This is a genomic window from Collinsella aerofaciens, assembly GCF_015552075.1.
In the GTDB taxonomy this organism is placed as follows: domain Bacteria; phylum Actinomycetota; class Coriobacteriia; order Coriobacteriales; family Coriobacteriaceae; genus Collinsella; species Collinsella aerofaciens_Y.
In genome coordinates, this window is record NZ_JADNDZ010000023.1 from 36,571 (window position 1) to 52,751 (window position 16,181).

Consider the following 16,181-nt stretch of genomic DNA (forward strand, 5'->3'; position numbering starts at 1 on the left):
CAGCGCGAGGGCGACCGACGATATCCCGTCTAACTAACGCAAACCCTCTACCGCATCTGCCAGAAGAGCGGCGGCCCTATCCTGAGCCAGACCACGCGCCGCCTGGCGCATGGCGTCGCGCGCCGCCGCGTCATCGACCAGGTGCAGCAGCTCATCGGCAAAAGCAGAACCGTCGATATCGGCATCGGCGCAGAGCACGCCGGCCCCGGCGTCGACCAGATAACGGGCATTGGTGGTTTGGTGGTCGGCCGTCGCATGCGGATACGGCACGAGCACCGAGGGCACGGCGAGCGCCGCGATCTCGGCCACGCTCGATGCGCCCGAACGCGAGAGCACCAAATCGGCAGCAGCCAGCATATCGCCCATGTTGTCGATGTAAGGCTGGACGCGGTAACGCTTCGCCACCTCAGGCGTCAGCGCCAAAGCGCGCTCGGTCTCCTCAAAGCCGTCGGCACCCGTCGAATGCAACACATAGAGGTTCTTGCGCGAAAGCAGCTCGTTTTTGAGCGAAACCACACGCTCGTTGAGGTGCTGGGCGCCAAGTGAACCGCCAAAGACGAGCAGCAGCGTAGCGTCCTCAGGAACGCCAAGTGCTTTGCGGCCGCGAGCGCGATCGCCCTCGATCACCGAGCGACGTACGGGGTTGCCGGTCATGAGCACGTGGCCAGGGTCACCTTCGCGCTCAAAGACCGAGCGCGCTGCCGGCACCGAGATGCACACGCGGGCGGCGTGGGAGTTCATCATCTTGTTGGCCAGGCCCGGAACAGAGTTCTGCTCATGCAGCAGATACGGAACGCCCGCGCCCTTGCACCACCCCAGCAGCGGAACCTCGACATAGGCACCAAAACCGACGGCAGCATCGGGCTTGCCGACCTTTGAGAAATAACTGGCGAGCGCACGCTTGGCCTTGTTGACACGCCACAGCGAGGTCAGCGCCGTCCAAGGACGGGAGCGGTCGAAGCCCGTGACCGTAATGGGCACAAAATCAAACCCAGCCTCGGGGACCAGACGACCCTCGAGCTTGCGCGACTGGCCCACGAACACAACATGGTGGCCACGGTCACGCAGCTCTTCGGCCAAGGCAAGCGCGGGGTTGATATGTCCTGCCGTGCCGCCGGCTGCAATAGCAACGGTCATTTTATCGGTCATGGTAGTCCCTTCGTACACGCGGTCCCTGGTCGTCGGTGCGCAGACGCGCCGACGGGTCCGAGTTCAAATCGATTCGATTATATCCGCCGCCCGCATTGCGAGGAGTGGGGCGCTGAGGACGACCTTGCGGCGCCGTTCGCTGACGCGGGCGGGCTGCCGGCTCGGTCGCAGAGCCATCCAGGACGGTAAAACCGTTACGCGAAGATCGCTCGCCGCGCACGTGGGGCACGCCGGCGGTGCTCTCGTCCATAACGGCAAAGCTCTCACGGCGGCGGTCATACTCATCGCGGCGGGCGCTCTCGTACGAAACGCGCAGGATCAACCCGGCAAGCATGAGCGACACAATAATCGACGAACCGCCGTAGCTAATAAACGGCAACGGTTTACCCGTCATGGGAAACACGTTGAGGATGCCCAGCGCGTTAATCAAGAACTGCACCGCGAGAATGACCGCGGAGCCAGACGCCATAAGCGCGCCCCGACGATCGGTCGCCTGCTCGGCAATGCGAAACGCCGAGTAGATCAGCATCGCAAACACCAAGAAGAACAGCACGGTTCCGACAAAGCCGACTTCCTCGCCAATGATGGCCAGGATGTAGTCATTGTGCGCCTCGGGCAGATACGAGTACTTCATGGTTGAGTTGCCGATGCCACGGCCGAACAGACCGCCCGAGGCAAAGGCCATGATGGCAAGCGTGGCCTGATAGCCGTCACCATACTCGTCAGCCCAAGGGTTCAAGGCAACCTGAATACGCACCATACGGTACGGCTCTGCGACAAGTGCAATCACGATCACGAGAATGCCGAAGATTAGCACGCCGATGATAAATCTGGGGTCGAGACCCGCAAACAACGCCATGCACATGAGGGTCAACAGGATGATCAGGACAGTACCGAAATCGGGCTGGATAAAGATCAGAAAGAGCGAAATACCCAGGTAGATGCCCATCTTGCGAAGGAATTCGTTGATGTTGCCACCGGGCGAAAAGAAGCGATCAAGCATGATGGCCGAATACGCAATGGCAAATGGCTTTAAAAACTCGGAAGGCTGGAACTGAATACCGGCGATGTTGAGCCAGCGCGTGGCGCCACGGCTGCCGCTGCCCACCAAGAACACCAGAAACAGTAGCCCTATCATGCCGATAAGGAAGATCCTAAGCACATCCTCCCCAAACCAGCTGTCCGGCAAAACGCGCACGATGGCAATCAGCGCCAGAACACCAACCACGGCAAACGCGGCCTGTCGACCCAGGAAAAACGTCGCCGAGCCATTCTCGTGCAGCGCCTCGACCGAAGACGCCGAGTACACCATCAGCAGACCAAAGCACACCAAAGTAAACAGGCAGGCCATAAATATCAGACGGGGGCGCATGATGCGGGCGGGAACGCCGGCAATATAGCGTTCGCTAAACGACTGCCCGCCGCGACCGGAACGCGGTGTGCTGCGCCGCGAGGAAGCACGGTCCGAGTCGGGCCTCCTCATACCTTGTCGGGGGCTCTCCTCTCTCACCGGCAACCCCTATTCCATTTGCGATTTCGCCGCAGCGGCAAGCTGGGCCACATAGTCCTTAAACACGCGGCCGCGCTCCTCATAGCCCGAGAACTCATCGAACGAAGAGCAGGCAGGAGAAAGTAAGATCACGTCGCCACGGCTCGACAGCGAACGGGCAACGTCCACGGCATCGCGTAGGTCATCCGCCTGGGCGATATCCACATCGCCATCGACATCGGCCTCGTCCATAGCGGCGGTAAAGCGCTCGCGCGCGTCGCCAAAGCAGACGACCGAGCGCACGTTATCCATAACAACGCGCGCGAAGTCCGTGAGCGGCGTGCCCTTATCGTGGCCGCCGAGCAGCAAGATCACGTTGTCATCGGGAAATGCCGTCAGTGCCTTCTCGACCGCGTCGGTGTTGGTCGCCTTGGAATCGTTGACGTAGCGCACGCCATCAATCTCGCCGCACGGCTCCACGCGGTGCTCGAGCGGCTGGAACGAGGCCAGACCGCGGCAGACACCATCGACATCGGCACCGACTGCCAAGGCAGCCGTGGCAGCACAAAGGGCATTGATAACATTGTGATGGCCCGAGATCTTGAGCTCGGATGTAGCGATGAGCGGGGTCTCGACGCCCTTCAGGCGCACGATCATCTTGCCATCGCGCACAAAGGCGACATCCTCACCCTCTGGCTCGTCAAAGGCAACCTTGCAGATGCGACGACCCGGCGTGTAGATGTACTCATCGAACTCGTGAATGCCGGCATCTTCGACGTCGACAACCGCCAGATCGTCATCGACCATATTGTCAAACAGTTTGATCTTGGCAAGCGCATAGTTCTTATGGCTCTTATGCCAGCCCAAGTGGTCGGGAGTGATGTTGAGCAGCACTGCCACACGAGGGTGGAGCTCGGTGGTCGTAGCAATCTGATAACTCGAGAGCTCAGCCACAAACCATTCGTTGTGGGCTCGGCCGTCAATCTCGTTGACCGGCGGCTCGCCGATGTTGCCGACAGCTACGCTGGCCTCGCCGGCAACCTTGAGCAGATAATCAGTCAGCGACGTGGTGGTCGTCTTGCCGTTGGTGCCCGTGATGGCAATCCAGTTATCGGGCGACAGACGATAGGCAAACTCTGGCTCACCCATAATCTGAGCGGCATGTTCGCGCCCGGCCTTAAAGAAGCCCGAGAACTCCGAGATGCCCGGGCACGTCACGCATACGTCATAGGCGCCCTCGACCTGTTCGGTCCCATAGACAAACGACGCACCAGCAGCCTCGAGCGCACGCGTGGCGTCATTGGGCTCAGAGGTGCCGCCGCCATACACGGTAACGGCGTTTACGCGCTCGGGATGCGCCAGCGCCCAGCGGGCGACATCGAGACCGGACTTGCCCTGACCCAAAACGAGCAGGCTAAAGACATCAGCAAGAGGCATGAAAGACCACTATCCCAACTGGAAGAACAGAGCAAGGCCAACGGCGCCAAAGGCCGCAGCGATAATCCAAAAACAGATGACGACCTTGGTCTCGGCCCAGCCCTTCTTTTCGAAATGATGATGGATGGGTGCCATAAGAAAGACGCGCTTGTGCGTAAAGTGGAAGTAGACAACCTGAATCATGACCGACAGGGTCTCAACGATAAATAGCCCGCCGATGATGAGGGAGACGACCTCGGTGTTGGTCATGATGGACGTGCAGGCAAACGCGGCGCCCAGGGCAAGCGAGCCGGTATCGCCCATAAAGATGCTCGCCGGATAGCAGTTGAACCACAGAAAGCCCAAGCAGGCACCGGCACACGCGGTGCAGAAGATGGACAGGTTCACGTCTCCGTGCAAAAACGCCATGGCAGCCATGGCGAGCATGGCGATCATGGAGGTGCCGCCAGCAAGACCGTCAAGGCCATCGGTCAGGTTCACGGCATTAGAAAGACCGGCAATCATCAGCCAGCAAAAGACAATGTAGAGCCACGGGAACGAAAGGCCGCAGATGGTGGTCGAAAGAACACCGAGGTCAATCGTCAGGCCGCCGGGAAAACGAATCTCGGGGGCGACACCGCACCAGTTAACGGCAAGTACCGTAAAGGTGACACAGATAATGGTTAGGCCGATCATCTTGGCATGAGGCGTCAGACCGAGCGAGCGCCCATGCGTAACGGAGGTCAGGTCGTCGATCAGGCCCAGCACGCCGGTCGCCAGCGTGGCGAGCAGCACAAGCACGAGCTCGGTGGTGAGCTTGCCCATCAGCAGGCAGGTCAGCGAGATCGCGACGAGGATGACAACGCCACCCATGGTGGGCGTTCCCTGCTTAACCAAATGACGCTTGGGGCCGTCGGCACGAACCTGCTGGCCGATACCCTCGACCTTGAGTAGTTTGATCCACCACGGCATGAGCAGCAGCGCAATGGCAGCGGCGATGCCAAGCCCCAAAAAAGCCTGATACGTTGGATACGAGGGATTGCCGAACATGGGCTAGCACACACCTTCCACAAAGCGGTCGAGCTCAACAAAGCGGGAACCCTTGACCAGTACAACATCATGTTTTTCAAGCGCGCCGCCCATGCGGTCGAGCACCTGCTGATAATCGGAGAACACCTGGATGCGGTCCTCGTCCATGCCCATCATGCGCGCGGCATCGGCCATAAGCTGGGACAGCTCACCACCCACGCACGCCAGCATGTCGAGCTTCTTGGCGGCAGCATAGGCGCCCACGAGCTCATGCATGCGAGGAGCCTCATCGCCCATCTCGCCCATCTCGCCCAGGATAGCCATGCGAGACCCCGCGCACGAAAGCGAGCACAGCAGGTCGAGGCCAGCAGCCATCGATTCGGCACTGGCGTTATAGGAGTCATCGATGATGCGTGCACCGCTCTTGGCGCGCTTGATCTCCTGGCGGTGACCGGTGATCGTGAGGCCCCTAAAGGCAGCATCGATCTGCTCGGGTGTCACGCCCAGGCGATAGGCAACCGCGGCGGCCTTAACGGCATTAGGAACGGACTGCACGCCAGGGATGGCAAGCATGGTATCGATCGTCTCACCCTGGCCAAAATCGAGCGTAAAGACCGGACGGCCCTCGTCATCAACACGAATGTCGCGGGCGCGGACCTCATCATCGTCCGATACGCCGGCCAGCATCACGTCGATACCAGCAGGCTGGGCGAACGTATCGCGAATGAACGGCGTAAAGTCGTCCTCGCCGCCCAAAACCAGCAGCGGCAAGAAGTCGCCAGCGGCGCACATACCCTGGACAATCTCGGCCTTAGCGCGGGCGATGTTCTCGCGGCTGCCCAAAATGCCGATGTGAGAGGTACCGATCTTGCTCACGATGGCAAGGTTGGGATTGGCGGACTGGGACAGGCGCTCGATCTCGTGGAAATGGTTCATGCCCATCTCGAGCACCAGGACCTCGGTATCGGCCGGAGCGGAAAGCACCGTGAGCGGCATGCCGATCAGGTTATTGAAATTGCCCTTGGTGGCCCAAACACGATAGCGCTTGGCGAGCACGGCGGCGAGCACGTCCTTGGTCGTCGTCTTGCCGATGGAACCGGTAATACCAACGACCAGGCAGCCAAGCTCCAGACGGTACGTGTGCGCCAAACGCAGCAGAAAGTCCTCGGGATCATCGGTCAGCAAGATGGCACAGCCCTTGTCCTGCGCCAGCGAGACCAGCTCGGCCTCGGGCTCACGCGTCATTACGACGGCGCCGGCACCCGACTGGACGGCACGGGAAGCAAAATCATTGCCGTCGACGTTTTCACCGGGAAAGGCGACGAAAATCGTCCCTTCCTCGACCTGACGCGAGTCGATAACGCACCCGCGGCATACCCGATCGGCTTCTCCCGTCACGGTTCGGGCCCCTGTTGCGGCCGCGAGGTTGTTGACGGCGATCTCTATCATTGCAGCTCCCCTGTAAACCTAATAATGCTATCGGCGTATTGTATCCCAGCGCCGCGCATGCGTGGTGCAGGGCATGTGAACACCCCTCATATGGGACAACAAACCACGCCCCAAAGATTGTAACCCCCTACTTCGTGTGCGGGATACCCAGCACGTCGAGCGCGTTGGCCATAATGGACTGGAACGGCACCGCAGCGGCATCTGAGCCGCTCGGCGTTCCGTCAAGCGTGATATAGCACAGCACCTTGGGCGATTGTGCCGGCGCAAAGCCCATAAAGGACGACATGTAGTTCTCCTTGAGGTAGCCGCCGTTCTCGTCGGCTCGTTCGGCCGTACCGGTCTTACCCGCCACGTCATAACCGTCAACCGCGCCGCCAACGCCCGTTCCCTCGGACACGACCGTCTGCATGCACGATGTCACCTGGGATGCGGCGTCCTCAGAAATCGCGCGCTCGCCTTCGCCCCAGTCCTTCTCGTCGCCTTTGCTGGACTTATAGAAGTGCGGGGTCATCATCACGCCGCCGTTGGCGATGCCGCCCACGGCACGTGCGATCTCAATCGGCGAGACGGACAGCGCCTGTCCAAAGCTCATCGATCCCAGCGTGGCGCCGTCATACTGGTCACGCTCCTTGACGATGCCCAGGCTCTCGCCCGGAAAATCGACACCAGAGCTGTGACCGATGCCCCACTTGTCCACATAAGCGGCAAAGTCGTCGGCACCGATCTTGCGCCCCACCAGGACAAAGCCCACATTGGACGAACGGCGCATCATCTCGCGCACATCCATGGTCATGGCATAGTCGCGCTTGTCAGCATCGGTGACGGTATCGTCACCCACCTTGATGCTCGCCGGCACCTCAAACGACGTACTCGATCGCACGACGCCCAAGTCGAAGCCGGCGCCCGCCACGAGCGTCTTAAAGACCGAGCCGGGCTCGTAGGCGTCGGTGACCAGGCGCAGGTTCATATCCTCGGTCTTGGCGTTCTCCAGATCGGTCTGGTCGTAGGTCGGGTACGAGCAGGCTGCCAAAATCTCGCCTGTCGTAGGATCGGTGACCAGCGCCGAGCCGTTCTTGGCCTTAGTCTTCTCAACTGCCTCTGCCAGGGCATCCTCGGCCGCTCGCTGGATATTGACATCGAGCGTCGTCACGATATCAACGCCGTCGACCGCAGCCACCTTTTTATAGGCACCGCCCGCGATATAGCTGCCGTCTCTCGCGCGCTCGCGCACAAGAGAACCGTTCGTGCCGGTCAGAAGCTTGTTGTATTGCTTTTCGAGACCCGTCAAGCCGTCGTTGTCTACATTCACTACACCCAGCACCTGCGATGCCAGATTGCCGTATGGATATACGCGCTTCATGGCCTGCTCAAAAAGCACGCCGGGCAGGTTCTTCTTCTCCAGCGCCGCAGCATCGTCTTCGTCCACCTGGCGCTTGATATACACCCAGGTGCCATCGGACTCGACGAGCTTGCGGCAGGTCTTTTTATCGATTCCAGTTGCCTTGACCAGCGCCGACACCGTCTTGTCGACATCCTCGACAAGCTGCGGGTTCACGGCGATGTTGCGACATTCGACCGACGACGCCAGCACGTTACCGTTGCGGTCATAGATGGTGCCACGTTTGGCATAGAGGGTCTGTGCAAGCAGGCGGCGCGCATCGGCACGCTCGCGCAGTTTATCGGCTTCGACAATTTGATAGTCGGCAAGGCGAAAGACGCCCAAGCCCAAACCAAGCCCGATGAAGCCCATGACGGCTTTGCGGCGAGGCAGAGGCGTGCCTGTGAGCCATTCGGTCGACGAACTCTTGCGCGACCCGGTGTTATGCACTTGAGGGCCGCCCGAGCCGCGAAGTCGCGACGCCGGGTCGTTGCCACGGGACTGCCCGGCGTTGTAAGATTGCCGACCCGTTCCTTGATAACCAGAACGTCCCCGCGACGAGGGACGTCCAGAACCGCGGCCCCCATCGGAACCGCGGCGATAGTCATTTGTCATACTCAGCTACCGTCTTGCTACTGAGCGGTCGCGGTCGCGTTGGCGCCCGCGGCTGCATCCTGCGAAAAGTCAAGTGTAACGCTCTCGCTGGGCTCCACCATGCCATAAGCGCCCGCAAGGTCGCGAATGCGCGTGTCGGCGCCATAGACCGAATGCATGACCTCCAAGTCGGAGCTCTCATCGGTCGCCTTTTCGAGCGTGTTGGTAAGCTCGGCGTTGCTGTTGAGCACCTGGGCCGTAACGCCGGCGAGCGCCACGCGGGCGACGCCGATCGTCATGAAGATAGCCGCAATGATGCAAAACGTTTTAAGAACGCTCATGAAAACCGGGCTTACCGCCTGGTTTGCCTGACGGCCCGCGCCCGTGTAGACATCAAAGCGCGGCGCGCGCTGCTCACGGGGAGCAACGGGGGCCTGCGGCGTCTCACGATAGGCGGGCACGGCGTTCATATCATAGGCGAGTGCTGCGCTTGAAGTGTTGTAGCCCATGATATGCCGCCTCCCATCCCGAGTACGTTGGTAGTGTGTTTAAGCTTCGTTTATGGTGCGAGCGGGAGGTCCAATATCGCGCGGTCGCGCCTACAGACGCTGCGCCACGCGGATTTTGGCTGATCTCGCCCGAGGGTTGCGCTCAACCTCATCAGGCTGGGCAACCAAGGGTTTGCGGGTGATGACCTTGAGTATCGGCACGTTGCCGCACACGCACACCGGAATCTCCGGCGGACACGTGCACCCCTGGCTCATCTCCTTAAAGTGGTTCTTTACGATACGGTCCTCGAGCGAGTGATACGAGATGACGCAGATACGTCCGCCCGGGTTGAGCCACCTGGTGGCGGCATCAAGCCCTCGTTCGAGCACATCGAGCTCGTGATTGACCTCGATGCGAATGGCCTGGAAACTTTTCTTGGCCGGGTGTCCGCCATGCCGACGAGCGGCAGCCGGGATACCCGCCTTGATGATCTCGACAAATTGGCCGGTGGTTTCGATCGGTTCTTGCTCGCGGCGGCGCACGATCTCGCGCGCGATCTGCGAGGCAAACTTCTCTTCGCCGTAGACGCGTAGAATCCGGGCGAGGTCGTGTTCGTTATAGGTGTTGATGACCTCAGCTGCGTTTAAGGTGTTATTACCCGGATCCATCCGCATGTCCAATGGGGCGTCCTCGTTATACGAAAAGCCCCTGCCAGGGATATCGAGTTGCGGTGACGAAACGCCCAAATCGAACAGGAAGCCATCGACCCCGGGCACCTCGGCCGAGCAAAGCAGCTCGTCCAAGTCGCCGAAGTTGCCCTTCAGCAGCTGGTGCGGAACTCCGGGAACCTCGCGGTCCAGACGGGCGCCAGCGGCCTCGAGGGCCATGTCGTCCTGATCGACGCCGAGCAAAAGGCCCGTCTCCCCCACCTGCGCGGCCATCTTTACCGAATGGCCGGCACCGCCAAGGGTGCAATCGCAGACAACGGAGCCGCTCTTTAGCCGCAGCGACTCAAGCACTTCGCCGAGCATGACAGGTTCATGCCGATATTCTTGTGTCAAGATCCCACGCTCCATCCGTTACCCGTGCCTTGCCCTTACGAGAAGAAGAGGTCCAGCAGGGCCTCATCGTCATCGTCCTCATCGGCCGCGGCGCGATCCCAAACCTCAAGGTGGTCGTAGTTGCCCACAACCGTGACCTCGCGGTCGAGGTTCGCCTGCTTGCGGAGAGACTCGGAAAGACCGATACGACCGGCGCCGTCCACGTCCATCGACGTGGTGCGCTTGTTGATCGCCCTCATGAGCTTCTGGTCGTTAATGTCACGCGGGTTAAAGCCCTCGTGGCCCTCACGACCCGCGAAGAGTCCTTCGACCCACTTATCGAAGGCCTCGGCAGAGAACACGTACAGAGCATCGACATCCAGGGCTTTGAACACGCGAACGTGCTCTCCAAGTTCCTCGCGAAGGGGTGCAGGCAGGGACAGACGACCTTTTGCATCGAGATTGCGCTCGTATGCACCAGTCATTCCCATGTGCGCCCTCCTCTCGGTTACTCAGATGGCACGTACGCGGGGAACCACCCCGCCTGTCGACGTCATTAATAATATGGGGAACCGCCCCATTTTTCAACACCTTTCCCCACCCCTTCCCCCACCCCGCCCCACCACTCCACCCTCCATATATTGCAAAACACCCCCAAGCATATGTTCGAAAACACAATATGTTGTGTTTACAGCAACGACGGGATGCCACCTGTGGCACCCCGCCTTTCAACCTCAACCTTCAAGTTGACCTTGAGGCGATTTTTGCGTCCCCTTACATGCCGTTCACATCGCCCCCAAACTCCCCCACCCACGGTACACACGGCCCACCACCGCGTCGGTGTCTGGCGAAAAATGGGACGGGCCCCAGATTGCCCATGCGCGCAAAAGTGCGTCTCGGCAATCTGGGGCCCGTCCCATTTAATATTTATAAATATGCAGGTCAGCGAGGTGCTAGCGATGTGCTAGCGATGTGCTAGCGGATGCGCCGCCAGATAGACCTCGGTCAGTTGCGTTCGGTCGACATGCGTGTAGACCTGCGTGGTCGAAATATCGGCATGGCCCAAAATCTCCTGCAGCACACGCAGGTCGGCACCGCCCGCGAGCATGTGGGTGGCAAAGGAGTGGCGCAAGGTATGGGGATGGAGCCCCACCAGCCCCACCTGACGCCCATACCGCTCGCATATCGCATGCACGGCCTGGCGCGACAGGCGACGTCCGTTCTTATTTAAAAAAACCGCCGAGGTCTCGGTTCCGCGGGCATGGGCCGCCAAGCGAGAACGTCCCTCAGTTACATAGAGCGTCAGGGCTCGCGCCGCGCTTCCCACCAGCGGGGACAGGCGTTCCTTTGAGCCCTTACCGCGAACGAGTACAAAGCCATCGTCAATATGGATATCGCCCACATCGAGCCCCACCAACTCGCTCACACGCAAACCGCATCCGTAGAGCACTTCCAAGATGGCATGGTCGCGCAAGCCCATCTCGCCCTCGGGGAAGTCTTGATCGAGCAGTGCCGAGACATCCTCCACCGATAGATACTCCGGCAAACGCTCAGCCTTTTTAGGCAGGCGCAACGCCGCCGTCGGGTTTTGGGCCACAGCCCCATCGCGCACCAAAAAGGCATGCAGGCCCTTCACGGCCGCAAGCGCACGCTCCACCGAAGCATTGGAATAGCCCCCATCGCGACGGTCGGCGACAAAGCCCTCCACGACCTGACGGGTCACCTCTTCAAAAGACACAATACCCGCCCGCTCCAGATAGGCGCAGTACGTCGTCAGGTCACGACGATAGGCCGCAATCGTGTTGCGCGCCAAACCCCGCTCGACCGCGAGGTAATCGAGATACTCCCCCGCCGCCACGGCGAGCGACGAGGGAGTAGCTTCGGTATATTCCTTATTCGCCGGCACCCTTAGTCCGTAGCGAGGTTCATGGGCGTCACCTGCAGACGGTCGACACCCTCGTGCTGGCCGATCGAAGCGCGCACGAACTCGCGGAACAGCGGCTGCGGATTGGTCGGGCGGCTCTTGAACTCGGGATGAGCCTGGGTTGCCACATACCACGGATGCACGTCGCGCGGCAGCTCGACCATCTCGACCAGGCGCTCGTCGGGCGAAAGACCCGAGATAACCAGACCGGCGTCCTCGAGCTGGTCACGGAAGGCGTTGTTGAACTCAAAACGGTGACGGTGACGCTCGTAGACGAGCTCCTCGCCATAGGCCTCGCGCGCGAGGGTATCGGCGGCAAGCTTGCACGGATAGGCGCCCAGGCGCATGGTGCCGCCCTTCTCGGTCACGTCCTCCTGCGAGCTCATCAGGTCGATGACACTATACGGGCCATCCGGATCGAACTCGGAAGAGCTGGCACCGGCAAGGCCGACCACGTTGCGGGCAAATTCGCACACGGCCACCTGCATACCCAGGCAAATGCCCAGATACGGAATCTTGTGCTCACGGGCAAACTCGGCCGCGAGGATCTTGCCCTCCAGGGCGCGCTTGCCAAAGCCGCCAGGGACCAGGATGCCCGAGGCGTCACCCAGGACCTCGGAGACGTTCTGCTCGTCGAGGCTCTCGCCATCGACCAGCTGTACATCAACGTGGCGATCGTAGAAGACGCCCGCATGGTGCAGGGCCTCGATAACCGACAGGTAGGCATCGGGCAGCTGCGTATACTTGCCCACGACGGCGATCTTCACCTTGTCGGCGTGCTGGTTGGCATGGTTCTGCTTGCGCAGGAACTCGTTCCACTGACTCATGTCGCGCTCACGCGGGTCAAGACCCAGACGCTCGCAAATGCGCAGGTCAAAGTCCTGCTCGGCGAGCAGCTGCGGAACATCGTAGATGCTCGCGCAGTCCTCGTTGGTAAAGACACAGTCGGTGTCGACGTCGCAGAAGCTTGCAATCTTGCCGCGGATGGCATCATCGATATGGTGGTCGGAGCGCAGAACGATAATATCGGGCTGGATACCAAAGCTGCGGAGCTCCTTGACGGAGTGCTGCGTCGGCTTGGTCTTGACCTCGTGGGCGGCGGCGATATAGGGAACAAGCGACACGTGGATGTAGCAGACGTTCTCGGGGCCGGCCTCCTTGCGGTACTGACGGATGGCCTCGACAAACGGTTGGGACTCGATGTCGCCGATCGTGCCGCCCAGCTCGGTGATGACTACATCGGAGCCGGTCTGCTCCTCGATGCGGCGGAACTTGTCCTTAATGGCATTGGTGACGTGAGGAATCACCTGCACGGTACCGCCCAAAAAGTCGCCGCGACGCTCGCGGGCGATCAAGCTCTTATAGATGGCGCCGGTCGTAAAGTTGGAATCGCGGGTCAGGTTCTCATCAATAAAGCGCTCGTAATGACCCAGGTCCAGGTCGGACTCGTAACCATCCTCGGTAACGAAGACCTCACCATGCTGGAAGGGGCTCATGGTACCGGGGTCGACGTTCAGATACGGATCAGCCTTCTGCATCGTTACTTTGTAGCCACGCGACTTGAGCAGACGGCCCAGCGAGGCCGCGGTGATACCCTTGCCCAGAGACGAAACCACGCCACCGGTTACGAACACATGCTTGGTCATATTGAGTTACCTGCGCTTCCCGTAGAAGTTGTTTATCCACATCTTACGGGTCTTCATTGTAATACTCGCGCCGCGGACCGTTCGCAATTTTTCTCGCGTGAGATTGCATTTCTCAATCTTGAAACAAAACGCCGCCCGGTTTCCCAGGCGGCGTCGCTATGGCAAGGGTTACATGCTGCTATCGATCAGAAACCTCGTCCTCAAGCATTTCTTGAACGAGCATGCCGGTACGGACGCCCTCAAGATACCACTCGCCACGTTCGGTGAGGCAAATGCCATTTGCAAGCTGACCGCCGTCGTCGCTATAACGCGAGACGACATCAATCATGCCTTCGGAATCCAAGCGATCGATTGCGGCGCGGGCACGATACGGCGAAACCCCCACGCGCTCGGCAAGCGTTTTGCGCGAGAAACCATACGGCCCGCCATTGTCTTCGGTTTGCTGGTCGATCTCCATCAACACCAGCACCTCGACACGCTTCATATCGTTGACACTCGCACGACCCTTGCCCGCCATAGCAGCCTCCTCAAACCGAGCACGAGCATCTAACGCGCCGTGCGCGACCGACACACCTCACGATGGCAGGTAATATCCATCATGCGGCATCCCGCTAAGGATGAAACAGTTACGGTTATTGTATACCGCTCAAATTGTTTCTAGGCAGGTAAACAGCTATTTTTCGCCGAAATAGGCGCTTTATTGATCAAAAAGCCGTACCGGGCGCTAACCCGATACGGCCAAAATGCAATGCAATTACCGCGGTGCTTCAAACTTAGCGATGGAAGAAACCGCGGCGCTCAAACTTGGGCTCGCAGCACACGTTGATACCCAGTTTGCGCAGTACCGTCTCGTCCGTCGGCGAGATAATCACGCTAAAGAAGGCATCGCAACCGCGCAGCTGCTCCAGGCCCGAAAGGACGCGAGCGGCCGTCTCACTCGTGGCCGAGGTGATCGACAGCGCCATAAGCGTCTCGTCGGTGTGGAGGCGCGGGTTTTTGCTGCCCAGGAAATGCGTCTTGAGCTTGCTGATGGGCTCGATCGCCTCATCGCTAATGACCTCGAGCTCAAGGTCGACGCCTGAGACATGCTTAAGTGCATTCATGATGAGCGAGCTCGCGGCGCCCAGGCGCGTGGAAGTCTTGCCGGTCACCACGGAGCCATCGGGCATGACCATGGCACCCACGGGACCACCCGTCAACTGCTCCCTGGTGAGGGCCGCCGAGCGCGCCGGTGAGTAGTTCTTATCGATGCCGGCTTTCTTCATAATAATCTTGAGACGGTCGACTTGCTCATCGCCCACGCCGGTACGGCGCACATTTTCGACCGCGGTAAAGTAGCGGCGGACGATCTCCATCTTGGAAGCGTCGCGGCAGGCATCGTCATCGGTGATGGCAAAGCCGACCATATTGACGCCCATGTCCGTAGGGCTCTGGTAGGGGCTCTTGCCCAGGATCTTTTCCATCAGGGCACGGACTACCGGGAAGGCCTCGACGTCGCGGTTGTAGTTGACCGTGGTCTTGTTGTAGGCCTCAAGGTGGAACGAATCGATGATATTGGCGTCGTCGAGGTCAGCCGTGGCGGCCTCGTAGGCAATATTGACCGGATGCGTCAGAGGAAGATTCCAGACCGGGAAGGTCTCGAACTTGGCATAGCCGGCGGCGGTACCGTGCTTATGCTCGTGATACAGCTGCGAGAGGCAAGTGGCGAGCTTGCCCGAGCCGGGGCCGGGTGCCGTCACGACAACGAGCGGACGCGTGGTCTCGACAAACTCGTTCTTGCCGTAGCCATCGTCGGACACGATCAGATCGACATCGTGCGGATACCCCTCGATGGGATAGTGCAGCTTGGCGGGAATACCGAGCGCGTTCAGGCGGTTGCGGAACACATCGGCAGCAGGCTGGCCGGCATACTGGGTGATGACCACAGCCGCGACGGCAAACCCATTCCCTCGGAACAGATCGACCAGGCGCAAAACGTCCTCGTCATAGGTAATGCCAAGGTCACCACGAGCCTTGTTTTTCTCGATGTGGTTCGCGTTGATCGCGATGATAACCTCGACATCGTCGGCGATGCTCTTGAGCATGCGGAACTTGCTGTCCGGTTCAAAACCCGGCAGCACGCGGCTCGCATGATAGTCATCGAACAGCTTGCCGCCAAACTCCAAATAGAGCTTGCCACCAAACTGCGAGATGCGCTCCTTAATGTGAGCAGCCTGCAGCTCGATATACTTCGCGTTGTCGAAACCCTGGCGCATGTATGGCTCCCGTCCCGTTTCCATTTAATGTTCTAGGCGATTATAACGGAGCCCGCCCTCCCCGATACCCAGACCATCAACAGGCACCAACCAAACACGCCATCAATAAGTTGCGGTGAAATAGTTCCCGTTTAACCCCTCAAGACGGCCAAACAGGAACTATTCCACCGCAACTTCCCCTTTTTGGCGCAAACTAACCTGACCCCTTTGCATCAATAATGGAAACGTCGCAGGTTGAGCATAAGTCAGCGAGCGCCGCCCAGGACGTACAAGTTGGCATGAAAAAGGCAAGGCATAGACCTTCTGGTCATGCCTTGCCTTTT

The 16,181-nt window shown here is 59.9% G+C and carries 13 protein-coding genes; all 13 read right to left on the bottom strand.

What is annotated here, in order from left to right; translation table 11 throughout:
- Positions 1 to 33: 33 nt before the first annotated feature.
- The 13 genes from murG to I2D41_RS01800 all read right to left on the bottom strand — a co-directional run bounded on the left by murG (position 34) and on the right by I2D41_RS01800 (position 15,858).
- Positions 34 to 1,149, bottom strand: coding sequence for an undecaprenyldiphospho-muramoylpentapeptide beta-N-acetylglucosaminyltransferase (murG, locus tag I2D41_RS01740; RefSeq protein ID WP_195363336.1), 1,116 nt, complete (start codon positions 1,147 to 1,149; stop codon positions 34 to 36).
- Positions 1,139 to 2,632 (bottom strand): putative lipid II flippase FtsW, encoded by a 1,494-nt coding sequence (gene ftsW, locus I2D41_RS01745; RefSeq protein WP_195363337.1) that lies wholly within the window; start codon positions 2,630 to 2,632, stop codon positions 1,139 to 1,141. The genes murG and ftsW overlap by 11 nt, the downstream gene beginning before the upstream one ends.
- Positions 2,633 to 2,668: 36 nt before the next feature.
- Positions 2,669 to 4,075, bottom strand: a complete 1,407-nt coding sequence (gene murD, locus I2D41_RS01750; protein WP_195363338.1) for a UDP-N-acetylmuramoyl-L-alanine--D-glutamate ligase — start codon at positions 4,073 to 4,075, stop codon at positions 2,669 to 2,671.
- A gap of 9 nt (positions 4,076 to 4,084) precedes the next feature.
- Complete coding sequence (mraY, locus tag I2D41_RS01755; RefSeq protein ID WP_195363339.1) at positions 4,085 to 5,104, bottom strand: phospho-N-acetylmuramoyl-pentapeptide-transferase; 1,020 nt, start codon at positions 5,102 to 5,104, stop codon at positions 4,085 to 4,087.
- A 3-nt stretch (positions 5,105 to 5,107) separates the two neighbouring features.
- Positions 5,108 to 6,532 (bottom strand): UDP-N-acetylmuramoyl-tripeptide--D-alanyl-D-alanine ligase, encoded by a 1,425-nt coding sequence (locus tag I2D41_RS01760; RefSeq protein WP_195363340.1) that lies wholly within the window; start codon positions 6,530 to 6,532, stop codon positions 5,108 to 5,110.
- A gap of 127 nt (positions 6,533 to 6,659) precedes the next feature.
- The gene (locus tag I2D41_RS01765; protein WP_324249157.1) at positions 6,660 to 8,360 is read right to left on the bottom strand and encodes a peptidoglycan D,D-transpeptidase FtsI family protein; all 1,701 of its coding nucleotides are present in this window, start codon (positions 8,358 to 8,360) and stop codon (positions 6,660 to 6,662) included.
- 182 nt (positions 8,361 to 8,542) lie between these two features.
- On the bottom strand, positions 8,543 to 9,013 hold the full coding sequence (locus tag I2D41_RS01770; RefSeq protein ID WP_195363341.1) for a hypothetical protein: 471 nt from the start codon (positions 9,011 to 9,013) through the stop codon (positions 8,543 to 8,545).
- A gap of 90 nt (positions 9,014 to 9,103) precedes the next feature.
- Complete coding sequence (rsmH, locus tag I2D41_RS01775) at positions 9,104 to 10,069, bottom strand: 16S rRNA (cytosine(1402)-N(4))-methyltransferase RsmH (protein WP_006234266.1); 966 nt, start codon at positions 10,067 to 10,069, stop codon at positions 9,104 to 9,106.
- A gap of 20 nt (positions 10,070 to 10,089) precedes the next feature.
- Positions 10,090 to 10,524, bottom strand: a complete 435-nt coding sequence (locus I2D41_RS01780; RefSeq protein ID WP_138112171.1) for a division/cell wall cluster transcriptional repressor MraZ — start codon at positions 10,522 to 10,524, stop codon at positions 10,090 to 10,092.
- A 473-nt stretch (positions 10,525 to 10,997) separates the two neighbouring features.
- Positions 10,998 to 11,939: a site-specific tyrosine recombinase XerD gene (gene xerD / locus I2D41_RS01785; RefSeq protein WP_195363342.1), complete on the bottom strand. Its 942-nt coding sequence runs from the start codon at positions 11,937 to 11,939 to the stop codon at positions 10,998 to 11,000.
- 2 nt (positions 11,940 to 11,941) lie between these two features.
- Complete coding sequence (locus I2D41_RS01790; protein ID WP_195363343.1) at positions 11,942 to 13,603, bottom strand: CTP synthase; 1,662 nt, start codon at positions 13,601 to 13,603, stop codon at positions 11,942 to 11,944.
- A gap of 178 nt (positions 13,604 to 13,781) precedes the next feature.
- A complete protein-coding gene (locus tag I2D41_RS01795) occupies positions 13,782 to 14,120 on the bottom strand; it encodes a helix-turn-helix domain-containing protein (protein ID WP_055286058.1) in 339 nt (112 codons plus the stop codon).
- 256 nt (positions 14,121 to 14,376) lie between these two features.
- A complete protein-coding gene (locus I2D41_RS01800; protein WP_006234276.1) occupies positions 14,377 to 15,858 on the bottom strand; it encodes a DUF1846 domain-containing protein in 1,482 nt (493 codons plus the stop codon).
- Positions 15,859 to 16,181 lie beyond the last annotated feature (323 nt).

What these genes read in the sequence shown, in the direction of transcription:
- mraY (WP_195363339.1), bottom strand. Translation starts at nt 5,104, where the DNA reads ATGTTCGGCAATCCCTCGTATCCAACGTATCAGGCTTTTTTGGGGCTT.
- murD (WP_195363338.1), bottom strand. Translation starts at nt 4,075, where the DNA reads ATGCCTCTTGCTGATGTCTTTAGCCTGCTCGTTTTGGGTCAGGGCAAG.
- I2D41_RS01770 (WP_195363341.1), bottom strand. Translation starts at nt 9,013, where the DNA reads ATGGGCTACAACACTTCAAGCGCAGCACTCGCCTATGATATGAACGCC.
- I2D41_RS01795 (WP_055286058.1), bottom strand. Translation starts at nt 14,120, where the DNA reads ATGGCGGGCAAGGGTCGTGCGAGTGTCAACGATATGAAGCGTGTCGAG.
- I2D41_RS01760 (WP_195363340.1), bottom strand. Translation starts at nt 6,532, where the DNA reads ATGATAGAGATCGCCGTCAACAACCTCGCGGCCGCAACAGGGGCCCGA.
- I2D41_RS01780 (WP_138112171.1), bottom strand. Translation starts at nt 10,524, where the DNA reads ATGGGAATGACTGGTGCATACGAGCGCAATCTCGATGCAAAAGGTCGT.
- I2D41_RS01790 (WP_195363343.1), bottom strand. Translation starts at nt 13,603, where the DNA reads ATGACCAAGCATGTGTTCGTAACCGGTGGCGTGGTTTCGTCTCTGGGC.
- murG (WP_195363336.1), bottom strand. Translation starts at nt 1,149, where the DNA reads ATGACCGATAAAATGACCGTTGCTATTGCAGCCGGCGGCACGGCAGGA.
- rsmH (WP_006234266.1), bottom strand. Translation starts at nt 10,069, where the DNA reads ATGGAGCGTGGGATCTTGACACAAGAATATCGGCATGAACCTGTCATG.
- ftsW (WP_195363337.1), bottom strand. Translation starts at nt 2,632, where the DNA reads ATGAGGAGGCCCGACTCGGACCGTGCTTCCTCGCGGCGCAGCACACCG.
- I2D41_RS01800 (WP_006234276.1), bottom strand. Translation starts at nt 15,858, where the DNA reads ATGCGCCAGGGTTTCGACAACGCGAAGTATATCGAGCTGCAGGCTGCT.